The 18,062-nt window shown below is 76.8% G+C and carries 1 protein-coding gene (cut by a window edge); it reads right to left on the reverse strand.

Annotated features, from left to right (window positions below):
• Nucleotides 1–18,062 carry the 3' portion of a type I polyketide synthase gene (locus tag UO65_RS26065; RefSeq protein WP_035287531.1) on the reverse strand. It continues 9,844 nt past the right edge of the window, so 18,062 of the gene's 27,906 nt are visible here — the last part of the coding sequence; the start codon falls outside the window, past its right edge; the stop codon is at nucleotides 1–3.

The raw sequence follows: 18,062 nt of genomic DNA on the forward strand, positions 1-18,062 counted from the left end.
CTAGTCGAGCGTCAGGTCGGACGAGCCGTTGAGCGCGGCCTGGACCAGGTCGTCCACGTCCATGTCATCGACGGCGTCCACGCCGTCGTGCGGGCGGGTGTCGTCCGCCGGTGCACCGCCGCGCCCGGCGAGCTGCAACAGCGGCTCCAGGACGCCGATCTCCCGCAACTGGCCCAGCGAGACGGAGGAGAGCACCGCGCGGACCGCGGCCTCGTCGCTGTCCTGCGCGCCGGTCGCCGCGTGGCCGTTCCCGTTCTGGGCGGCGCCGTTGTCGCCTGCCCCGCTCAGCCCCAGCTCGGCCAGCAGGTGGGCGGCCAGCGCCGATGGCGTCGGGTGGTCGAACACCAGCGTCGAGGGCAGGCTCAGCCCGGTCGCGGCGGTGAGCCCGTTGCGCAGCTCCACCCCGCTGAGCGAGTCGAACCCGAGGTCCCGGAACGCCTTGTCCGGACCCAGCAGTTCGGTGTCGGCGTGACCGAGCACCGCGGCCGCGGTGTCGCGCACCAGCTCCAGCACCTCCTCCCGGCGCCGGGCCGGGGCCAAGCCCGCCAGGCGGGACGGCAGCAGCGGCGCCTCCTGCGCGGGCACGGCGGGCACCTCGACCTGGGCGCCGGGCAGCTCGCCCAGCAGTGCCCGCAGCCGGGACGCGGTCGGGCCGCGCAGGAACTCCGCCGCCGACACCCGCGCCACCAGCGCGGTGGCCGCGGGCTCCGCGACGAGCTGGCGCAACGCCACAACGGCCCGCTCCGGGTCCATGGCGGCGATGCCACCGCGCCGCGCGCTGTCGTCGGCGCGCCCGCCCGCGGCCATCCCGCCGCCACCCCAGGCGCCCCAGGCGATGGAGGTGGCGGGCAGGCCCAGGGCGCGGCGCCGCTCGGCCACGGCGTCGAGCACCGCGTTGGCGGCCGCGTAGTTGGCCTGCCCCGGGTTGCCCACGGCGCCGGAGGCCGAGGAGAACAGCACGAACGCGCCCAGGTCGAGCCCGTGGGTCAGCTCGTCCAGCAGCAGGGCCGAGGTCACCTTGGCGCGGAACACCGCCTGGAAGCGCTCCGGGGTCAGCGAGTCCAGCACGCCGTCGTCGAGCACGCCCGCGGTGTGCACGACCGCGCTGAGCGGCTGTTCCGCCGGGATGCCGTCGAGCAGCGCTGCGAGGTCGGCGCGGTCGGCGACGTCGCACGCGACGATCGTCACCGCCGTGCCCAGCGCCTCCAGTTCCGCCCGCAGCCCGGCCGCGCCCGGCGCGGCCTCGCCGCGTCGGCTGGCGAGCAGCAGGTGCGGCACACCGGCCGCGGCGAGGGACCGGGCGACGTGCGCGGCCAGCGCACCGGTGCCACCGGTCACCAGCACCGTGCCGCCCGGCGTCCACAGCCGGTCCGGGTCGGTCGCCGGGGCCTGCACCAGGCGGCGGCCGAACACCGCCCCCGGCCGGACCGCGACCTGGTCCTCACCGCCCGCCCCGGTCAGCGCACCGGGCAGGCGCGCCGCCGTGTCGGCGTCGAGCGACGGCGGCAGGTCCACCAGACCACCCCAGCGGTCGGGGTGTTCCAGGGCCACGACCCGCCCGAGCCCCCACACCGCCGCCTGCACGGGGTGGGCGGGCGGCTCACCCGCGTCCACCGAGACCGCGCCCCGCGTGGCGGACCACAGCGGCGCGGTGCTGCCCGCGTCGCCGAGCGCCCGCACCAGTGCCGTGGTCAGCAGCACCCCGGAGGGCACCGAACCGGTCATCGCCTCGTCCAGCGCCAGCAGCGAGAGCACCCCGGTGAACGGCCCGCCGGTCGCCCGCAGCCGCTCGGCCAGCCGTGCGTGGTCGGTGTCGTCGACCTCGAGGCGGACGACGTCCGCGCCGAGGGCGCCGGTCACCGCCTCCACCCACGCGTCGCCCGCCCACCCGGTGGGCAGGGCCACGAGCCACGTCCCGCCCGGTGCGACCTGGCGCCTGCCCGCGAGCGGGCGCCACGCGATCCGGTGCCGCCAACTGTCCACGGTGGCCTGTTCGTTCCTGGTCCGCCGCCAGTCGAGCAGCTTCGGCATGACCGCCGCCAGCGCGTCGCCGTCGACGTCGAGCAGCGACTCCAGGGCGTCGAGGTCGGTGTTCTCCACGGCCGCCCAGAACCCCGCGTCCTCCCGCTGCCCGGTCGGGGCGGCGGGCGCACCGGTGGCCTCCGGCCAGAACCGCTCGTGCTGGAACGGGTACGTGGGCAGGTCGACCCGCCGGGCACCGGGGTGCACGGCCGCCCAGTCGACGCGGACACCCCGGGTGAACAGGGTGCCCAGGGCCGCGGCCAGCGCCGCGTCCTCGTCCCGGTCGCGCCGCAGCGCGGTCACCGCGACCGGTCCGGTGCCGTGCACCGCGATGGTGTCCTGCGCCATGGCGGTGAGCACGCCGTCCGGGCCCAGTTCGAGGAACGTCGTCACGCCGCGGTTCAGCAGGGTGCGCACGCCGTCGGCGAACCGGACGGCGTCGCGGACGTGCCGGACCCAGTACGCCGGGTCGGTGATCCGCTCCGCCTCGACCACGTCGCCGGTCAGCGCCGAGACCAGCCGCGTCGCCGGGGCCCGGTAGGTCACCCGCCGGGCGACCCGCTCGAACTCGGCGAGCATCGCGTCCATGTGCGGGGAGTGGAAGGCGTGGCTGACGTTGAGCGCCTTGGTCTTGCGGCCCAGCGCGGTGAAGTGCGCGGCCACCGCGGCGGCCTCGGCGGCGTCACCGGCGATGACCACAGCCTCCGGGCCGTTGACGGCCGCGATGGACAGCCCCCCGGTGAGCAGCGGGACCACCTCGTCCTCGGTGGCCCGCACCGAGACCATGGCGCCGCCCTCCGGCAGGGCCTGCATGAGCCGCCCGCGGGCGGTGACCAGCGCCGCCGCGTCGGCCAGGGAGAACACCCCGGCCACGTGGGCGGCGGCCAATTCGCCGATGGAGTGGCCCGCCAGGAAGTCCGGCCGCACCCCCCACGACTCGACCAGCCGGTACAGCGCCACCTCCAGCGCGAACAGCGCGGGCTGGGTGAACTCCGTGCGGTCCAGCGCGCCGTCCCCGCCGTCCCAGACGACCGGGCGCAGCGGCCGGTCCAGGTGCCGGTCCAGTTCGGCGACCACCTCGTCGAAGGCCGCGGCGAACGCCGGGTGCAGCTCGTGCAGGCGGCGGCCCATGCCGACCCGCTGCGCGCCCTGGCCGGTGAACAGGAAGGCCACCGCCCCGCTGCCCGCCCCGCCGGTGACCACGGCCGCCGACCGGGTGCCGCCCGCCAGGGCGGTGAGCCCGGCCCGCAGCCCGTCGGCGTCGGCCGCGAGCACGGCGGCGCGCTGGTCGAACGCGGTCCGGGTGGTGCCGAGGGACAGCGCGAGGTCGGGCAGCGCCGGTGCGCCCGCGTCGAGCACGCCGAGCACGCGCCGGGCCTGCTCGCGCAGCGCGGCACCGGTCACCGCGGACAGCGGCACCGCGACCACGCCCCGGGGGCGCGCCACGACGGTGTCCGACTCGACGGCGTCCGCAACGGTGGCGTCCGCCGTGACCGGCGGTGCCTGCTCCAGGATCACGTGCGCGTTGGTGCCGCTGGCGCCGAAGGCGGACACCGCGGCCCGGCGCGGCCGGTCCACCGCGGGCCACGGGGTGGCCTCGGTGAGCAGTTCCACCGCACCGGCGGACCAGTCCACGTGCGCGGACGGGGTGTCCGCATGCAGGGTCCCCGGCAGCAGCCCGTGCCGCATGGCCAGGATCATCTTGATCATCCCGGCCACCCCGGCCGCGGCCTGCGTGTGCCCGATGTTCGACTTGACCGAGCCCAGCAGCAGCGGCCGTTCGCGGTCCTGCCCGTAGGTGGCCAGCAGCGCCTGCGCCTCGATCGGGTCGCCCAGCCTGGTGCCGGTGCCGTGCGCCTCGACGGCGTCCACCTCCGCCGGGGTGAGCCCGGCGTCGGCCAGCGCCCTGCGGATGACCCGCTGCTGCGCCGGACCGCTGGGCGCGGTCATGCCGTTGGAGGCGCCGTCGGAGTTGATCGCCGAGCCGCGCAGGACCGCCAGCACCTCATGGCCGTTGCGGCGGGCGTCGGACAGCCGCTCCAGCACCAGCATCCCCACGCCCTCGGCCCAGCCGGTGCCGTCGGCGGCGTCGGAGAACGCCTTGCACCGGCCGTCCGGGGACAGCGCCCCCAGGTCGGTGAACTCGATGAAGTTCACCGGCGTGGACATCACCGCCACCCCGCCCGCCAGCGCCAGGTCCGTCTCACCGGACCGCAGCGCCCGCGCGGCCAGGTGCACCGCGACCAGCGAGGACGAGCAGGCCGTGTCCACCGAGACCGTCGGCCCCTCCAGGCCGAAGGTGTAGGCGAGGCGACCGGAGAGCAGGCTGGCCGACTGGGCGGTCTGCCAGTCGCGGCCGTCGGCCGAGGGCCGGTAGTCGCCGCTGATGCCGCCGACGTAGGCGCCCGTGCCCGTGCCGCGCAAACCGGTCGGGTCGACCCCGGCGCGTTCCAGCGCCTCCCACGCCGACTCCAGCACCAGCCGCTGCTGCGGGTCCATGACGACCGCTTCGCGCGGGGAGATGCCGAAGAACGTCGGGTCGAAGTCGGCCGCGCCGGGCAGGAACCCGCCCGCCCGCGCCACCGTGCGGGCCCGGCCGTCGGCGCCCGGCTCCAGCAGCGCGGCCAGGTCCCAGCCGCGGTCGGTGGGCATCGGGCCGATCGCGTCGCGGCCCGCCACGACCGCGTCCCACAGGTCCTGCGGCGAGGCCACCCCACCGGGGTAGCGGCAGGCCATGCCCACGACGACGACCGGGTCGTCGTCGGCGACCCCGACGGGCGCCGCCGCCACCGCGGTGTGCTCGCCGAGCAGTTCCGCGCGCAGGTGCGCGGCCAGGGCGGCGGGGGTCGGGTGGTCGAAGACCAGGGTGGCGGGCAGGGGCAACCCGGTCAGGTCGGTGAGCTGGTTGCGCAGGTCCACGGCGGTCAGCGAGTCCACGCCGAGGTCGCGGAACGGCAGGTCCGGCTCGATCCCGGCGCTACTCGCGTGGCCGAGCACCGCCGCCACCCGGTCGCGGACCAGGCCCAGCAGCTCGCCCGCGCGGTCCTGCTCGGGCAGGCCGAGCAGGTGCGCGCGCAGCCCGGTGGGTGCGGACTCGACGGGGGCGGCGGCCTCGGGCAGTTCGGCGAACAGCGTGCTGACCCGGGTGCGCTGGAAGGCGGGGGCGAAGGTCTCCCACGCCACGTCGGCGACCGTCACGTCCTCGGTGCCGCCGAGGACGCCGTCCAGCGCGGCCAGCGCCCGGCCGGGGTCCATGCTCGGCAGGCCGTTGAGCCGCAGGTGGCGGTCCATCTCCTGGTCCTCGCTGCCCGCCCAGGCGCTCCAGGACACGGTGGTCCCGGCCAGGCCCCTGGCCCGCCGCGCGGCGGTGACGGCCTCGTGCCGGGCGTCGGCGGCGGCCCGGTCGGCCCGGCCGCGCACACCCCAGGTGCCCGCGATCGACCCGAACAGCACGAACGCGTCCAGCGGGGTGTCGTGCAGCAGTTCGGCCAGGGCGTCGGCGGCCGGGTCGCCGGTGGCGAACACGGCCGAGACCCGGTGCCGGGTGAGCAGGTCGGTCAGCGCGGCCCGGTCCCCCGGGTCCGCCGGGTCCAGCTCGGACGCGATGACCGGCACGCCCAGGTCGCTCAGGTCGGCCCCGAGCAGCAGCAGGCCGGGCACGCCCCGGTCGGCCAGCCACCGGGCGACCAGGGCGCCCTCGGGGGTGTCGGTGCCGGTGACCAGGACCGTGCCCGTGGGGTTCCACCGGGCGTCGAGCCCGGTGGCGCGGATCAGGCGGCGGGCCAACACTTCGCGGTCGCGCACGGCCACCTGGTCCTCCACCCCGCCGAGGGCGGCCCGCAGCCGCGCGGACCCGCTCGCGGTCACCGGACCGGCCAGGTCGAGCAGGCCGCCCCAGCGCCGCGGGTGGTCGAGGGCGGCGACCCGGCCCGCGCCCCAGAGGGCGGCGCGGGCGGGCACGGGTTCCTCGCCGTCGACGGCCGCGACCGCGCCGCGCGTCACCAGCCACACCGGCAGGTCGGCGCCGTCGACCGCGGCCAGCAGCGCCTCCGGCCACGCGGCGCCGGGCACCTCCTCGCCGTCGGTGGCGGCGAGCAGGGACACGATCCCGGTGGCGCCCCCGGTGTCGGGCAGGGCCGCGCCGGGGACCACGGGAACCGCGTCCAGCGCGGCGAGCACGGAGGAGACGGTCCGGTCGGCCTCCCAGTCCTCGGGCACCAGCGCCAGCCAGCGGCCGTTCGCGGGCTCCTGCCGGACCGGGCGCCAGGTGGTGCGGTAGCGCAGGCCGTCCGCCGCCGCGTGGTCGCGGCGGCGCTGCCGCCACCGGGCGAGCGCGGGGACCACTGTGGACAGTTCGGTGCCGTCGAAGCCCAGCGTCGTCGCCAGGGAATCCACGTCGGTCCGCTCGACCGCCGCCCAGAACTCGCCGTCCACCGGGTCGCCCGCGGTGGTGGGAGCAGTGGTCGGCCAGAAGCGCTCGCGCTGGAACGGGTAGGTGGGCAGTTCCACCACGCGGGCACCGGTGCCCGCGAAGAACGCCGCCCAGTCCACCTCGACGCCCCGGGTGTGCAGGCGCGACAGCGCGGTGACGACCGCGCGTTCCTCGCCCCGGTCGCGGCGCAGGGCGGCCACGGCGGTGACGTCGACCCCGCGCGCCTGCGCGGTGTCGGCGGCCAGCGCGGTCAGCACGCCGTCGGGGCCGAGTTCGAGCAGGGTCGTCACGCCCGCGTCGAGCAGCGCGGCCACCCCGTCGCCGAAGCGCACCGCCTCGCGGACCTGCCGGACCCAGTACTCCGGGGTGGCGAGTTCGTCGCCCGCGAGGGCCCCGGTCAGGGTGGACACCACCGGGATGGCGGCCGTGCCGTAGGTCAGGCCCTCGGCCACCGCGCGGAACTCGTCCAGCATCGGGTCCATCAGCGGTGAGTGGAAGGCGTGCGAGACCCGCAGCGCCCGGGACCTCGGGAACCGCGCGGCCACGGCGGCGACCGCGTCCCGCGTCCCGGCCACGACCACCGCCCGTGGGCCGTTGACCACGGCGACGACCGCGCCGTCGACCAGTTCGGCGCGGACCTCGTCCTCGCCCGCCTCGATCGCCGTCATGGCACCGCCGGTGGGCAGCTCGGCCATCAGCCGGGCCCGCGCCGAGACCAGCGCCGCCGCGTCGGGCAGCGACAGGACCCCGGCGACGTGCGCCGCCGCGACCTCGCCGATGGAGTGCCCGGCCACGAGGTCCGGCCGCACCCCCCACGACTCCACCAGCCGGTACAGGGCCACCTCCAGCGCGAACAGCGCGGGCTGCGCCCAGCCGGTGTCGTCCAGGGCAGCCGCGTCGGCACCCCACACCACGTCGCGGACGTCGACCTCCAGCGCGGCCACCACCGCGTCGAAGGCGGCGGCGAACACCGGGAACCGGGCGTGCAGCTCGCGGCCCATGCCCAGCCGCTGCGCACCCTGGCCGGAGAACAGCACGGCCACGGCACCGCCGCCGCGCGCCGTCCCGGACACCGACTCGACGACGCCGTCGGGCGTGCTCAGCAGCACCGCCCGGTGGGGCAGGTCGGCCCGGGTGGCGACCAGCGACCAGCCCACGTCCACCGGCGCGGGCCCGTGCTCGGCGGCGAACCGGTCGAGCTGTTCGCGCTGGGCGTCCAGTGCCTCGCGGGTGCGCCCGGACACCGGCCACGGCACGACCCCCGGGCGCACCTCCGGTTCCACGGCGGCGGGGGTCGACTCGGTGGTGGTCTCCTCGGCGGGTGCCTGCTCGATGACCACGTGCGCGTTCGTGCCGCTCACCCCGAAGGCCGACACCCCGGCGCGGCGCGGGCGGCCGGTCTCCGGCCACGCGACCGCGTCGGTGGCCAGCGCGACGGTGCCCGCGGACCAGTCGACGTGCGCGGAGGGGGTGGCCGCGTGCAGGGTCGGCGGCACGGTGCCGTGGCGCATCGCCATGACCACCTTGATCACGCCCGCGACCCCGGCGGCGGCCTGGGTGTGGCCGATGTTGGACTTGACCGAGCCCAGCAGCAGCGGGGTCTCCCGGTCGCGGCCGTAGGTCGCCAGCAGCGCCTGCGCCTCGATCGGGTCGCCCAGCGGGGTGCCGGTGCCGTGCGCCTCGACGGCGTCGACGTCCGCTGCGGACAGACCGGCGTCGGCGAGGGCGGCCCGGATGACGCGTTGCTGCGACGGGCCGTTCGGCGCGGTCAGGCCGTTGGAGGCGCCGTCGGAGTTGATCGCCGTGCCGCGCACCAGGCCCCACACCCGGTGCCCGTTGGCCCGCGCGTCGGACAGCCGCTCCAGCACCAGCACGCCCACGCCCTCGGCCCAGGCGGTGCCGTCGGCGGCGTCGGAGAACGCCTTGCACCGGCCGTCCGGGGACAGCCCGCCCTGGGTGGTGAACTCCACGATGGAGTCCGGTGTGGACATCACGGAGACTCCGCCCGCCAGCACCAGCGAGGATTCCCCCGACCGCAGCGACCCGGCGCCCCAGTGCAGCGCCACCAGCGCCGACGAGCAGGCTGTGTCCACGGTGACCGCGGGCCCCTCCAGGCCCAGGGCGTAGGACACGCGCCCGGACAGCACGCTGGCGGTGACCCCGGTGGCAGCGTGGCCGCGCACGTCCTCGGCCGCCGTGCGCAGCACGGACAGGTAGTCCTGCCCGTTGGTGCCCACGAACACCCCGGTCGGCGAGCCGCGCAGGCCGGTCGGGTCGATGCCTGCCCGTTCCACGGCCTCCCACGCGGTCTCCAGCAGCAGCCGCTGCTGCGGGTCCATGGCCAGCGCCTCGCGCGGGGAGATGCCGAACAGCGCGGCGTCGAAGTCCGCGACGCCGTCGAGGAACCCACCCTCCACCGAGGCCGAGGCGCCCGCCGCGAGGGCGGACAGGTCCCAGCCGCGGTCGGTGGGGAACGCGCCGATGCCCTCGCCCCCGGTGGCCACCAGGTCCCAGAGCTGCTCGGGCGAGGACACGCCGCCGGGGAAGCGGCAGGCCATGCCCACGATGGCGATCGGGTCGTCGGCCACCGGCCGGGCCGCCGCCACCGGCGCCCCGGTCGCCGGGGCCGCCGCGCCGACGACCTCGCCGAGCAGGAAGTCGGTCAGCTCGACCGGGGTCGGGTGGTCGTAGATCAGCGAGGCGGGCAGGGCGGTGCCGGTGGCGGCGGCCAGCCCGTTGCGCAGCTCCAGGGTCGTCACCGAGTCGAAGCCCAGGTCGCGGAACGCCCGGTCGACGTCGACCCCGGTGGCGTCGGCGTGCCCGAGCACGGCGGCGACCTGCGCCCGCACCAGCTCCAGCAGCACCCGGCGGCGTTCGCCCTCGGGTCGGGCCAGCAGCTCCGCGCGCAGGCCCGACTCCGACGGCCGCTCCACGACAGCCGCGCGCAGCGCGCGCACCTCCGGCAGGTCGGCGACCAGCCTGGTCGGCCGCAGTTGCGCGAACGCGGGCACGAAGGCCGCCCAGTCGACGTCGGCGACCACCACCGCCGCGTCGCCCAGCTCGACGGCCCGGCGCAGCGCGGCGACCCCGGTCGGCACGCCCATCGGCTCGAAGCCGCCGCGCCGCATCCGGGCGGCCAGCTCGCCGTCGGCGACCATGCCCGCCTCGGCCCACGGGCCCCACGCGATGGACGTGGCGACCCGACCGCCTGCCCGCCTGCGCTCGGCGAAGGCGTCGAGCCAGGCGTTCGCGGCGGCGTAGTTCGCCTGCCCCGGCGCGCCGATCGTGCCGGTGGTGGAGGAGAACAGCACGAACGCGTCGAGGTCCAGCCCCGCGGTCAGCTCGTCGAGGTTGCGCGCCGCGGTCGCCTTGGCGTGCAGGACGGCCGCGAACGACTCCGGTGCGAGGGATTCCAGCACGCCGTCGGCCAGCACGCCCGCGGTGTGGAAGACCGCGTTCGGCGGCGTGTCGGCGAGCAGCGCGGCGAGGGCGTCGCGGTCCCCGGCGTCGCAGGCTGCGACGGTGACCCGGGCGCCGAGCGCTTCCAGCTCCGCGGCGAGAGCGGGCGCACCCGGGGCGTCCGGGCCGCGCCTGCTGGTCAGCACCAGGTGTTCGGCACCCGCCCCGGCCAGCCAGCGGGCGACGTGCCCGCCGATGCCACCGGTGCCGCCGGTGATGAGCACCGTGCCGGACGGGGTGTACGGCTGAGAAGTGCCGCCGGGGGCGTGGGCGAGCCTGCGGGCGAACGCGCCCGCCGGGCGGACCGCGACCTGGTCCTCGCCATTGCCCGCCAGCACCCCGCCGAGCCGCCGCGCGGTGCCGACGTCGAGCCGGGCGGGCAGGTCGATGAGCCCGCCCCAGGTGGTGGGCTGCTCCAGCGCGGCCACCCGGCCCAGGCCCCACACCGCGGCCTGGTCGGGGTCCGGCGCGGGGTCGGAGCCGTCCACGGCGACCGCGCCCCTGCTCAGGCACCACAGCGGCGCGGTCAGCCCGGCGTCGCCGAGGGCCTGGACGGCCGCCGTGGTCAGCGCGAGCCCGGCGGGCACCTCGGCCTCCCCCCGCTGCGCCGTCGCCAGCAGGGACACCACTCCCGCGAGGCCGTCGCCCGCTCGGGCGCGCAGGGTCTCGGCCAGGTCGGCGCGATCGGATTCGGTCACGTCCACCCGGACGGTGTGCGCGCCCGCCGCGTCCAGGCCGCCCAGCACCGCAGCCGACCACTCGGGGTCGTCCTCGGCGGTGGGCACCAGCACCAGCCAGGTGCCGCCGAGCACGGTCGAGCCGGTGGAGACCGGGGCCCAGGACACCCGGTAGCGCAGGGCGTCCACGGCGGCCTCCCCGTCGCGCCGCCGCCGCCAGGTCGACAGCGCGGGCACCACGGCCGACAGGGTGTCGGTGGGCAGGTCGAGGTCGGCGGCGAGCGAGTCCAGGTCGGCGTTGTCCACGGCCGCCCAGAACCCGGCGTCGACGCTGCCCTCCGGGGTCGGCACCGGCTCGGCACCGGGCTCGGGCCAGAACCGCTCGCGCTGGAAGGCGTAGGTGGGCAGGTCGACGCGCCCGGCGCCGGTCCCGGCAAAGAACGCGGACCAGTCCACGTCCACGCCGTGCACGTGCAGGTCGGCGACGGCGGTGGCGACGGCGGTCGCCTCGTCCCGGTCCCGGCGCAGCGAGGCCACCACGACCGCGTCGCCCTCGGGCAGGCTCTCCCGCGCCATGCCGGTCAGCACGGCGTCCGGGCCCAGCTCCAGGAAGGTGCGCACGCCGTGCCCGGCCAGCCAGGTGACGCCGTCGGCGAAGCGCACGGCGGCCCGCACGTGCCGAACCCAGTACTCCGGGTCGCAGACCTGCTCGGCGGTGACCGGCTCACCGGTCACGTTGGACACGATCGGGATGCGCGGCGGCTGGTAGGCCAGGGTCTCGGCGACCCGGCGGAAGTCGTCCAGCACGGCGTCCACGCGCGGCGAGTGGAAGGCGTGGCTCACCCGCAGTCGCCGGGTGCGGTGCCCGTCGGCCGCGAAGTCCTCGGCCAGCGCGAGCACGGCGTCCTCGTCACCGGAGACCACCACGGACTCGGGGCCGTTGACCGCGGCGATGGACACCCGGTCTTCCAGGCCCACCAGCTTCGCCGCGACCACGGCCTCACCGGCGCGGACGGACACCATCGCGCCGCCCTCGGGCAGCGCCTGCATCAGCCTGCCCCGCGCGGCGACCAGGGTGGCCGCGTCCGCCAGGGACAGCACACCGGAGACGTGCGCTGCGGCCAGCTCGCCGACCGAGTGGCCCGCCAGGTGGTCGGGTCGCACGCCCCAGGACTCCACCAGCCGGTACAGCGCCACCTCGACGGCGAACAGCGCGGGCTGGGTGTTGCCGGTGCGGTCCAGCTCGGTCGGGTCGTCGGCCCACATGACCTCCCGCAGCGGCCGGTCCAGCTCCGCGTCCAGGTGCAGCAGGATCTCGTCCAGCGCGTCGGCGAACACCGGGAACCGGTCGTACAGCTCGCGGCCCATGCCCGCGCGCTGCGCGCCCTGGCCGGTGAACAGCACCGCCAGACCGCCCCGCCGCACCGAGCCGCGCAGCACACCCGCGCCTGGCGCGCCGTCGCGCACGGCGGTCAGCCCGCGCACCAGCGCGTCGGTGTCCTCGGCGATCACCGCGGCCCGGCGCTCCAGCGCGGAGCGGCTGGTGGCCGTGGAGAAGGCCAGGTCGGCCGGGTGGGTGTCCGGTGCGGTGCGCAGCAGTTCCAGCAGGCGCCCGGCCTGGGCGCGCAGGGCGTCGTCGCCGCGCCCGGACACCAGCACCGGCGCGGTGCGCTCGACCCGGGGGACGACCGGCACCTCCTGTTCCGGCGCCTGCTCCAGGATGGCGTGCACGTTGGTGCCGCTGAGGCCGAACGAGGACACCGCCGCCCGGCGCGGATGACCGGTTTCCGGCCACGGCACGGGCTCGGTCAGCAGGCTGATGGCGCCGCTGGACCAGTCGACGTGGCTGGAGGGGACCTCCGCGTGCAGGGTGCGCGGCAGCACGCCGTGGCGCAGCGCCAGCACCAGCTTGATCACACTGGCGACACCGGAGGCCATCTGGGTGTGGCCGATGTTGGACTTCACCGAGCCCAGCAGCAGCGGGCGCCCGGGGTCGCGGTCGCGGCCGTAGGTCGCCAACAGCGCCTGCGCCTCGATCGGGTCACCCAGCGAGGTGCCGGTGCCGTGCCCCTCGATCGCGTCCACTTCGGACGGTTCCAGGCGCGCGTTGGCCAGCGCGGCGCGCACGACGCGCTGCTGCGCCGGGCCGTTCGGCGCAGTCAGCCCGTTGGACGCGCCGTCCTGATTCACAGCGGAACCCCGCAGCACGGCCAGCACCCGGTGCCCGTTGGCCACCGCGTCGGACAGCTTCTCCAGCAGCACCACGCCGACGCCCTCGGCCAGGGTCATGCCGTCGGCGGCGTCGGAGTAGGCCTTGCAGCGCCCGTCCACCGCGAGCGCGCGCTGCCGGGAGAACCCGACGAAGGCACCCGGGCTGGACATGATGCTCACCCCGCCCGCCAGCGCCAGTTCGCTCTCCCCGGTGCGCAGGGACTGCGCGGCCAGGTGCAGGGCGACCAGCGAGGAGGAGCAGGCGGTGTCCAGGGTGACCGCTGGGCCCTCCAGGCCGAGCAGGTACGCCACCCGGCCGGACAGGATGCTGCCCAGCGAACCGGTGATCATGTGGCCCTCGGCGCTCTCCGCCGTGCGCGACACCGAGGCCGTGTAGTCCTGGTAGCTGGCCCCGATGAACGTGCCGGTGCGGCTGCCGCGCAGCCCGTGCGGGTCCAGGCCCGCCCGCTCGAACGCCTCCCAGGAGGTCTCCAGCAGCAGGCGCTGCTGCGGGTCCATGGCCAGCGCCTCGCGCGGGGAGATGCCGAAGAAGCCCGCGTCGAAGTCGGCCACGTCGTGCAGGAAACCGCCCTGCACCGAGTAGGTCCGGCCCGCGCGGTCGGGGTCCGGGTCGTACAGGTCCTCGGCGTTCCAGCCGCGGTCGGCCGGGAACCCGCTGATCGCGTCCACCCCGCCGGTCACCAGGTCCCAGAGGGCTTCCGGGGAGTTCGCGCCGCCCGGGTAACGGCAGCTCATGCCGATGATGGCGATGGGTTCGTCCGGTGCTGCGCCTCCCGCGACCCGCCCGGTCCCGGTGGGGGCCTCCCCCGCGATCTCGGCGAGCAGGTACTCCACCAGCGCGAGCGGGTTCGGGTGGTCGAACACCATGGTGCTGGGCAGCGTCAGACCGGTGGCCTCGGCGATGCGGTTGCGCAGGTCGATCGCGGTCACCGAGTCGAACCCGGCGTCGCGGAACGCGCGCTGCTCGCCGACCGCGTCGCCCGAGGTGTGGCCGAGCACGGTGGCGGCCCGGCCGCGCACCAGGTCGAGCAGCACCCGCCGCCGCTCACCGGGGGGCAGGGCGCGCAGCGAGGCGGCGAACTCGCCCCCGGCGCCGCCGGTCGCGGGCTGTTCCGCGACGGCGGTGAGCGCCTTCACCTCGGGGATCTCGTCGAACAGCGTGCTCGGGCGGCCCGAGGTGAAAACCGAGTGGTAGCGGTCCCAGTCGATGTCGGCGATGGCCAGCGCCGGGTCGGTGCCCGCCAAGGCGTGGCCCAGCGCGGTCAGCGCCGGGCCCGGCTCCATGAACACCAGGCCGCTGCGCCGGATCTGGCCCGGGTCGACCCGGCCCAGCTCGCGGTCGTCGGCCCAGATGCCCCAGGACAGCGCGAGCGCGGGCAGACCCCTGGCGCGGCGGGCGGCGGCCAGCGCGTGCAGGTGGGCGTTGCCCGCCACGTAGGCCGCGTGCACCCCGGAGCCCCACATGCCCGCGGTGGACGAGTACAGCACGAAGCTGTCCAGCTCGTCGTCGGCCAGCAGCTCGTCCAGGACGCGGGCCCCGGTCACCTTGGCGTCGAGCACGCGCTCGAAGTCCGCCGGGGTGGTGTCGTGCAGGCTGTGCAGCTCGATCACGGCGGCGGTGTGCACCACCGAGCGCAGCGGCGGGCCGTCGGCGCGCAGCCGATCCAGCAGGGCGGCGACGGCGGCGCGGTCGGTGACGTCGCAGGCCACGACCTCGGCGGTGGTGCCGAGCGCGGTCAGCTCGGCGACCAGGTCGGCCGCGCCCGGCGCGTCCGGGCCGCGGCGGCTGGTCAGCACGACGCGCTCGGCGCCCCGGGCGGCCAGCCAGCGGGCCAGGTGCGGGGCCAGCGTGCCGGTGCCGCCGGTGACGAGCACCGTGCCGCGAGCGGTCCACCCAGGGTCGTCCCCGGTCCTGGGCGCCCGCACGACGCGCCTGGCCAGGGTGCCCGCCGGGCGCACGGCGAGCTGGTCCTCACCGGTGGCGCCGGACAGCACGGCGGCGAGCCTGGTCCGGCCGCGGGCGTCGAGCCCGGCGGGCAGGTCGACGGTGCCGCCGACCCGGCGGGGGTGTTCCAGCGCGGCCGTCCAGCCGATGCCGAGTGCCTGCGCCTGTTCCGGGTGCGCCACCTCGTCGCCGCGCCCGGTGGACACGGCGCCGCGGGTGAGCACCCACAGCGGCGCCTCGATGCCGGTGTCCCCCAACGCCTGCACCAGGGCGACGGTCAGGGCGGTGCCCTCGTCCAGCGCGGAGAACCCGGCCAGCGGGCGGCGCGACCCGGCCGCGAGCGAGACCACGCCCGCGACGTCGGCGAACCCGGCCAGCCGCTCGGTGAGCACGGTCCGGTCCGCGCACCCGGCGTCGAGCACCAAGCGCTGCGGCTCGGCGCCGTGGTCGGCGAGCGCGGCGAACACGTCCTCGTCAGCGACGCCCTCGGCGGTGACCACGAGCCAGCGGCCCGCGAGGGCGGGTCGACCGGTGGCGACCGGGGTCCACGACACCCGGTAGCGCCACGAATCCACAGTGGACTCTTCACGGCGGCGCCCGCGCCAGGCCGACAGCGCGGGCAGCACCGCGGCCAGCGACCGCTCGTCCACCGCCAGGTCGGCGGTGAGCCCGGCCAGGTCGCCCTGCTCCACCGCGGACCAGAACCCGGCCTCCACGGGGTCGGCGCCACCCGCGGCGACGGCCTGCGGCTCGACCGGGACCCACAGCCGCTCGTGCTGGAAGGCATAGGTGGGCAGGTCGACGCGGCGACCGCCCGGGTACTGCCCGGTCCAGTCGACGCGGACCCCACGCACGAACACCCCGGCCAGCGACAGCAGGAAGCGGTCCAGGCCGCCCTGGTCGCGGCGCAGCGTGCCGGTCACCACGGCCCGCACCCCCGCCGCGTCCACCGACTCGGTGATGCCCACGCCGAGCACCGGGTGCGGGCTGGCCTCGATGAACACCCGGTGACCCGAGTCGAGCAGGGCGGCGATGGCGGGCCCGAAGCCGACCGTGTGGCGCAGGTTGCGGTACCAGTAGCCCGCGTCCATGCCGGTGGTGTCCAGCCACTCGCCGGTGATCGTGGAGTGGAACGGCACCTCGGCGGCCCGGGGGGAGATGGGGGCGAGGACTTCCAGCAGCTCGTCGCGCAGGTCCTCCACCTGCGCGGTGTGCGAGGCGTAGTCCACGGCGATGCGCCGCACCCGCACGCCGTCGGCGGTCAGGGTGTCGAACAGCGCGTCCAGCGCGGCGGGCGCACCGGCCACGACGACCGAGCCCGGCCCGTTGACCGCCGCGAGCTGCACCGACCCGTCGGCGGGCAGCAGCGGTTCGACGCGCTCCACCGGCAGCGGCACCGACATCATGCCGCCCCGGCCCGCGAGCCGCCTGGCGATGGCCGCGCTGCGCAGGGCCACCACGCGGGCGCCGTCGGCCAGCGACAGCGCGCCCGCCACCACGGCCGCGGCGATCTCGCCCTGGGAGTGGCCGACCACGGCGTCCGGGTGCACGCCCCGGGAGCGCCACAGCGCCGCCAGCGACACCATCACCGCGAAGGACGCCGGTTGCACCACGTCGACCCGGTCCAGCGCCGGTGCCCCGTCGACCTGCCGCAGCACGTCGAGCAGCGACCAGTCGGTGAACTCGGCGAGGGCCGCCGCGCACTCGGCGACCCGGGCGGCGAACACGGGCGACTCCTCCAGCAGCCGCGCGCCCATCCCGACCCACTGCGCGCCCTGGCCGGGGAAGACGAACACGGTGCGGCCCTCGATGTCGGCGACGCCCTCGACCACGGTCGGGGCGGCCTCGCCCCGGCCGAACGCCCCGAGCGCCCCGGTGAGCGCCGCCGCGTCGGCGCCGACGGCGACCGCCCGGTGCTCGAACAGGGTGCGGGACGTGATCAGCGAGTGACCGAGGTCGACCGGGTCGGCGGCCACGGTCGCCAGGCGCGCGGCCTGGCCGCGCAGGGCGGCGGCGGACCGGGCTGAGAACACCAGCGGCAGGGCCGGGACCGGCGCGGGTTCCCGCCCGGCGGGTGCGGGCGCGGGGGGTGCCTCCTCGACCAGCACGTGCGCGTTGGTGCCGCTGATGCCGAAGGAGGACACCCCGGCGCGCCGGACCCGCTCCCCCGCAGCCCACGGCCGGGCCTCGGTGAGCAGGGCTACGGTGCCGTCGCTCCAGTCGATGTGCGAGGACGGGGTCTGCGCGTGCAGGGTGCGCGGCAGCACGCCGTGGTTGAGCGCCAACACCATCTTGATCACGCTCGCCACGCCCGCGGCCGACTGGGTGTGGCCGATGTTGGACTTCACCGAGCCCAGCAGCAGCGGGCGCTCGGGGTCGCGGTCGCGGCCGTAGGTGGCCTGCAACGCCTGCGCCTCGATCGGGTCGCCGAGGGCGGTGCCGGTGCCGTGCGCCTCGACCACGTCCACATCGGACGGTTCCAGGCGCGCGTTGGCCAGCGCCTGCCGGATGACTCGCTGCTGCGAGGGGCCGTTGGGCGCGGTGAGGCCGTTGGACGCGCCGTCGGAGTTCACCGCGGAACCGCGGATGACCGCCAGCACCCGGTGCCCGTTGGCCACCGCGTCGGACAGCTTCTCCAGCAACACCACGCCGACGCCCTCGCCGAGGCCCATGCCGTCGGCGTCCTCGGCGAACGCCTTGGACCGGCCGTCACCGGCCAGCGCCCGCTGGCGGCTGAACGCGGTGAACCCGGACGGGTTGGGCATCACGGTGGCGCCGCCCGCCAGGGCGAGCGTGGTCTCACCGGTGCGCAGCGACTGGCAGGCCAGGTGCATCGCCACCAGGGAGGAGGAGCACGCGGTGTCGACGGTGACGGCCGGGCCCTCCAGGCCGAGCACGTAGGCCAGGCGCCCGGACAGCACGCTGGGGATGGAACCGGTGACGACGTGCGGTTCGAGGTCGTCGACCCGGGCGGCGGCGTAGTCCTGGAAGCTGGACCCGACGAACGTGCCGGTCGTGCTGCCGCGCAGGGTGGCGGGGTCGATGCCCGCGCGCTCGACCGCCTCCCACGTGGTCTCCAGCAGCAGGCGCTGCTGCGGGTCCATGGCCAGCGCCTCGCGCGGGGAGATGTCGAAGAACCCGGGGTCGAAGTCTCCCGCGTCGTGCACGAAGGAGCCGCGCGTGGTGTAGGAGGTGTTGGGCTTGTCCGGGTCGGGGTCGAACAGCGCCGCCGGGTCCCAGCCCCGGTCCAGCGGCCACTCGGTGCTGGCGTCGACCCCGTTCGCCACCAGGTCCC

Origin of the sequence: Actinokineospora spheciospongiae (assembly GCF_000564855.1) — a bacterium.
Taxonomy (GTDB): domain Bacteria; phylum Actinomycetota; class Actinomycetes; order Mycobacteriales; family Pseudonocardiaceae; genus Actinokineospora; species Actinokineospora spheciospongiae.